This is a genomic window from Gemmatimonadota bacterium, assembly GCA_026706345.1.
Taxonomy (GTDB): Bacteria; JAAXHH01; JAAXHH01; order JAAXHH01; family JAAXHH01; genus JAAXHH01.
In genome coordinates, this window is the sequence record JAPOYX010000016.1 from 3456 (window position 1) to 9473 (window position 6018).

Here is a 6018-nt window from a genome sequence, read left to right on the forward strand (position 1 = left end):
GAACGCGATCGGAAAGACGATAGGGTTGGGTCGTGGTCTGATCATGTCGTTCTCCTGGATGGCCGCGGCTCAGTCTCGAGCGCGGCTTGTCGCGCGCTCCAGTGCCTGCCCATTCAATTGTACACGCGTTTCAGGTCGATGCCGCGATAGTAGTGCTTCAGGATCCTGTCGTACTTGTATCCTTGTCCGGCCATCCCGATGGCGCCCATCTGGCACATGCCGATGCCATGACCGTACCCGCCGCCTTCCGCCACGACGGTGTTGGTCCTGAACTTCAGGTCGAATTTCGTGCTGCGGAGCATCGGTTGGCCTCGGACCGGCCGCCGCAAAGCGGAACGTATCTGCCCGCCGCGCAGTGTTGTCGTACCGTGATTCGATTTGATCTCGAGCAGTTGGACGCGCCCGGTCGGGGATCGTTTTTTTATGGACATATCGCGCAGGGAAAACTCACCCCTCTTGCGTGGATCCAGGCCGGGCAGCCTCGTCGCCAGGATGTTCTCCAGCGTCTTCTTGTTCCACTCTACCTGCCACGTATAGACCGGCGAATGCCGGCAGAAGTCGCCGCTTCCCCGGTCCCGGTCCCGCACGGAGCGCAGGTACGGAATGGGCTTGCCCCCCCAGCCGTCCTCGATGGATTCGGTTTCGCCCGCGCAGGTCGAGGAGTACTGGGCGGCGATCGGTTTGTCTTGGTAAGTGGCGATCACACCGCGCGTTTCCGAAATCGCCCGGTCGGCGACGGGCCATTCCGCGCTATAGCCGCGGTATACCTGGTCGGCCACGGTACTGTACAGGTCGAATCCCAGGGCTTTGCGCCTGCCCAGGTTCGACACCGTATACGTCCGGGCCGCTATGGCCTGGGCTTTCAGAGCCTCGATCCTGGCTTCCCCCAGCTTGCCGATTTCCGGTGGAACGACCCCGCGCAGGTAGTTTTCCAGATCGAGGATGTTCACGACGGTCAGTTTGCCGTTCTTGTTCGAAACCACCTCCATCGATCCGCGGTACTCCCTTTCCGTCACCCTGATCCGTCCTTCCCGCGCAAGCGGGCTTACGTGGATCGGACCGGTGTACAGCCCCTGGGCGGCGCCCCCTGGAGCGGACACGTCGATCCAGGCGCCTTTCGCCTGCATTTTCCAGATCTGCCCGGAGGACGAGGTGCCGATCACTTCGCCGCTGGACCGGTCCACGACCCGAAAGCGGCCTGTTCCGGTCATACTTGCCGTGTCCCTGTGCACGAGCAGACCGATCCGGATCACTGGGAGTTGGCCGGGCCGGAAGGCCTCTGAGGCCGTGGCGGCTTCGGAAGGAGCCGGCGGCGTGGTACGACCGGACGGAAGCGGCCTGCCGGCGCAGCCGAGGATCACGAGGAGTGATATAAAAACCGGTAACCACGCGGCGCTACCGGGGATTCGCACCGGGATGCCGGGGATTCGGATTTCGCTGTTCCCCATATCTGTTATGCGCAAATGCATCGGAGGTGTCCTATCCAATCCTCTTCATCCGGGCAGGCATATGCGGATTCTCCGTGCCAATCCTCTTCAACCGGGCAGGCATATTTTCCCCAGCACTGCCGGCCGGTCCGCTCCCGTGGCACCCGGCAGACTGCCCGGTCGGGCCCGGACGGTCTGGTGGGCAAGAATGGCAAAAGCCACGGCTTCCTTGGCGTCCGACGAAAGGCCGTGATCGTCCGATGTCGACACCGCGACGGGAGACAGGACCCGGGCGAGTCGCTCGAGCAGGAACGCGTTCTTTGCGCCTCCCCCGCTCACAATCATTTCGTCCATGCGGGTGACGACGGGTTCGACGAACCGGCGGCATGCGTCCTTTATGGAACGAATGGTGATTTCCGTGGCGGTCGCAAGCAGATCCTCGGCATTGAGTCCGGCTTCCCGGCCCTCGCGGACCAGGACCTCCGCGCAGCGGACGCCGAACAACTCCCTGCCGGTCGACTTGGGCGGGGGCCGCTCGAAATAGGGCATGGACAGTGCGCCTGTCACCAGGTTTTCGGAGGGCTTGCCGCGGCGCGCCCCCGCGCCGTCCGGGTCCATGGCCTGCCCCGTTTCCGACAGGGCGACGGCGTCGATCAGCATGTTGGCCGGGCCCGTATCGAACGCCATGACCTCTTCGGGTTTCGAGCCAGCGGGCAGCACGGTGAGATTCGCGATGCCTCCCAGGTTCAGGAGCCCCCGGGCTTTGACGGGGTGCCTGAAGAGCAGGTAGTCCACGTAGGGTACGAGCGGGGCGCCCTGGCCGCCCCGGGCCACGTCTGCTGCGCGGAAGTCGCCGACTGTCACCACGCCGGTCCGCTGCGCGATCACCGAAGGATCGCCGATCTGCAGCGTCGCTCCCGTTTCCACGCCGAATCGCGCTGACCGTTCGGGGAGATGGTGGACCGTCTGGCCATGGGACCCGATCAGATCGATCTCCGCCATGGACAATCCGGTGGATTCGGCCGCGGAAATCGCCGCCCTGGCAAAGAGTTCCCCCAACTCGAAATGCAGTCGGCCGAGTTCGTCGATTCTGCCGGTATCCGGATCGGAAACCTCCATCACGCGATCGCGCAGGCCGGGCGGAAAGGCTACCGTGTCGAAGCCGAGCACGTCCAGGAAGAGTCCGTCGTCCTTTTCGCGCAAGTGTATCAGGGCGGCGTCGATCCCGTCGGCGGACGTTCCCGACATCAGCCCGATGATCCGGCGGTCCTGGGCGTTCTGGAATCCTGATAACACGTCAGTTTAGCCTCGCGCGGCTGCCTCGGTCACTGGTCGTCCATGCATTCCGGTCGCCGAATTCGCTGCTGAAATATGCCCCGCCACCCGTCCGATGTCAAGCCGGTTGGCTCAGTTCCGTACGCGCACGTCAAGCCGGTCGGCGCGACCCGAAGACGCATCCCGCAACGGCGCCCGGACTACGACTGGCATTCGAAAAATCCGTTGCTAAAATACGTCCGTATCGTATTATAGCCGGTATACGACACATCCCTGATTTCTTTCCGGTTCCGCCTGCTCGAAGTCGAAACCATGTTTACGAAATTGCAAAGCGAGGAGGATACTCATGACACCTATGACCCGGTTCCGGTGGATCGTCTATGCGGCTGCCGTCGCCCTGATCGCACCGTTCCAGGGCCCCGCACTGGGCCAGAACCACGCGCCGAATCCCTACACCGCGGTAGAAGGCATATGGGGCAAGCTGGGCGGGGACAGGACCTGGGGATCCACGAGCGCGGTCTTCCCGGCCCAGGACGGCAGCGGGAACATCTGGGTGGCGGAAAGATGCGGCCAGAACTCCTGCGTCGGCAAAGAAGACGTGCCGCCGATCCTGCTCTTCGACAGCGACGGCAACTTGCTGAAAAGTTTCGCCGCGGGCAAGTTCGTCTGGCCCCACGGCATCTTCGTGGACTCGGAAAACAACGTATGGGTGACGGACGCCCGGGGTGGTGTAGGCATCGGCCACCAGGTACACAAGTTCAGCGAGGACGGAGAATTGCTGATGAGCCTGGGCATTGCCGGAGTCGCGGGCGAAGGGGACGGCATCTTCAACCAGCCCTCCGACGTCCTGGTGGCGCCTGACGGCAGCATTTTCGTGGCGGACGGGCACGGTTCCCGCGGAAACAACCGCATCGTCAAGCTGGCGCCGAACGGATCGTTCATCAAGGCCTGGGGCGAGACGGGACAGGCGGCCGGCGAGTTCCGGGATCCCCACGCTTTGGCCATGGACTCCCAGGGACGGCTCTACGTCGGCGACCGGGGCAACGCCCGGATCCAGATCTTCGACCAGAAGGGTGAATACATCGCCACATGGACCCAGTTCGGCCGTCCGAGCGGCCTCTTCATCACCGCCGCCGACGTGCTCTACAGCGCCGATTCCGAATCAAACGCGACCTGGGGCAACAACCCGGGCTGGAAGCGCGGTATCCGCGTCGGCAGCATCAAGGACGGCGGCTTCGTGTCGGCCTTCATCCCCGACCCCGTGGTGGACGCCGATAACGCCGGGACGACCGGCGCGGAAGGCGTTGCCGTGGACGCCATGGGCAACGTGTACGGCGCGGAGGTCGGACCCCGCATGTTGAGGAAGTACCTTTTATCCGGCGAGTAGTGCGAACACCGATCGGTCCGTTGGACCGGTTCGTCGAACAGGCCGGATCGTAACACAAGGAGGCGCGGGCCGTGAGGGGCTAAGTCACGGTCCGCGCCTTTTGTCATTCTTCTTCGTAAATCGCCTCGCCCCGGCTCAGCCGCAGCGCGATCTGCGCGGTCTGGTTGAGGGCCCGTTGCGTCGGGGCGTGGGCGGCGAGATACCGGGCGGTGGCGATCAGCACGTGGCCGGCCTCGGCGCTTCCCTCAAGTTCCTCGTACTGGCGTATGCCCGCCTCCAGCATCTGGAAGCTGTGAAACTCGGCGTCCTCCCGCAGCAGCGAGACCGCCAGCGTGCGGAACAGCCGGTCTACCGGGTGCCCGTCGGCCAGGTAGCGGTGGACCAGCCGGGCGGCCGGTTCCACCTGCTGCTGCGTATCCAGTTCATTCAGAAAGGCGTCCAGGATCTCGTCGGTCTCTCCGGCCAGGCCGGCCGTGGCCTTCTCATCCGGCAGCCGCGCGGGCGGCACGTTGAGGAAGCGGTCCAGGTACACCGCCATGGCCCCATGAAACACGCCGCGGACCAGTTCAGGGGAACCCGTGCGCTTCAGGGCCTGGTGCAGGGCGTTGGCGTAGGTAAAGGTGTGCAGCACGGTGATCCAGTCGTTGAACTCGTTCTGGGTGTGGAAGCGGGCGATGCGCAGCGCGGCGGCGTAGGTGACCGCCTGGCTGAGCTGCAGCGGCGTCACGCCTTCGCGCAGGCGGTCCAGCATGGTGTCCACCGTGGCCTGGGGGTCCTCCCCGAGGATCACTTCGGCCAGCTCTCCGGGACCTTCCCAGGCGTGACCGTTCGACGTTGAGGCCAGTGCGCCGGGCAGCGCGTCGTTCGCCCCGCGCAGGATGGCCGCCAGGTCGACGGGGTGGCGCCACGCGTTGGTCTCTTCCCCGCGTTGCGCCGCACATAGCTGGCGCACCAGGCTGGGCAGCACTTCTCCGGCGTGTTCCCAGCCGATATGATCCAGCAGCTCCGAGGCCTTGTTGATGAAATCCGCTACGTGGCCGCCATCCAGGAACACGTGGTCCGTGGCGGCGGACATCATCATGTCGACCAGGACCGCGGGGTCACTGTCCATGGACGCGGCGGTGAGCAGGCAGCGCGTGGCGCCGTCCGTATCGCGCACCTCCACGAAGCGGCGGAACCAGCGCTTCAGCTGTTCGATCGACAGGTTTTCGGTATCCAGCGGCTGCAGGTCGAATCTCGGCGGCTCCCCGTTGCTGTCGCGGGCCACGTGCGTCAGTCCCTGGTAAAGCGGGAGGATCTGCTCGTCCTTCGGCAGGTATTCGCACAGGTTGGTCATGGCGGTCAGGATGGTCAGGCCGGGCCCCCATCCGGACGACCTGTACCGCACCCCGTACCGGCCGCCGGTCTCGGCGATATCCTTGTAGGACACGCCCGATTTCAGCAGGGTGATCACCGCTTTGGCGTTGACCAGCGAGATATTCTGCTCCAGGCCCTCCCTGAGGCGGTTGCGCCAGTATTCCGCGTCGCCGGACCGGTCTCGCGAACCCGATACCCACACGTCCCCGTTTCGAATCTCGACCGCGAACACCGGCACGTCGTCGGCAAAGAGATCGAAGGTGCAGCCGCTCTCCAGGTCGAAATCCGCGTGGTGCCAGTGGCAGGTGAGAATGCCGTCTTTGATCGTGCCCCGGTGCAGCGGGAAACCCATGTGGGGGCAGCGGTTGTCCACGGCGTGGACCTGCCCGTCGCCGTGGTGGAACACGGCGATCGGTCCGTCGTTTCCGCTGACGACCATGCTCCCCTTTTCCTTCAGTTCGTCCACCGAAGCCACCCGGATCGGGTCGCGCAAGGCCGTCTCACAGATGCCGTTCATGAGAACCCGGCCTCTAGTGCAGCGTCGAGCGCGTGTTGAACCACGGTCCGCCCCCG

At 64.7% G+C, this 6018-nt stretch carries 4 protein-coding genes; 1 reads left to right on the forward strand and 3 read right to left on the reverse strand.

Going from position 1 to position 6018, the window contains the following annotated elements; genetic code table 11:
- Positions 1 to 113 precede the first annotated feature (113 nt).
- Positions 114 to 1211, reverse strand: a complete 1098-nt coding sequence (locus tag OXG98_01630; GenBank protein ID MCY3770714.1) for a SpoIID/LytB domain-containing protein — start codon at positions 1209 to 1211, stop codon at positions 114 to 116.
- A gap of 324 nt (positions 1212 to 1535) precedes the next feature.
- Complete coding sequence (locus OXG98_01635; protein MCY3770715.1) at positions 1536 to 2723, reverse strand: anhydro-N-acetylmuramic acid kinase; 1188 nt, start codon at positions 2721 to 2723, stop codon at positions 1536 to 1538.
- Between the two features lie 325 nt (positions 2724 to 3048).
- Here OXG98_01635 and OXG98_01640 point away from each other — a divergent pair, with 325 nt between their 5' ends.
- Positions 3049 to 4089, forward strand: coding sequence for a peptidyl-alpha-hydroxyglycine alpha-amidating lyase family protein (locus OXG98_01640; protein ID MCY3770716.1), 1041 nt, complete (start codon positions 3049 to 3051; stop codon positions 4087 to 4089).
- 103 nt (positions 4090 to 4192) lie between these two features.
- Here OXG98_01640 and OXG98_01645 read toward each other — a convergent pair whose 3' ends face one another.
- Positions 4193 to 5962: a Rieske 2Fe-2S domain-containing protein gene (locus OXG98_01645; protein ID MCY3770717.1), complete on the reverse strand. Its 1770-nt coding sequence runs from the start codon at positions 5960 to 5962 to the stop codon at positions 4193 to 4195.
- Between the last annotated feature and the right edge of the window lie 56 nt (positions 5963 to 6018).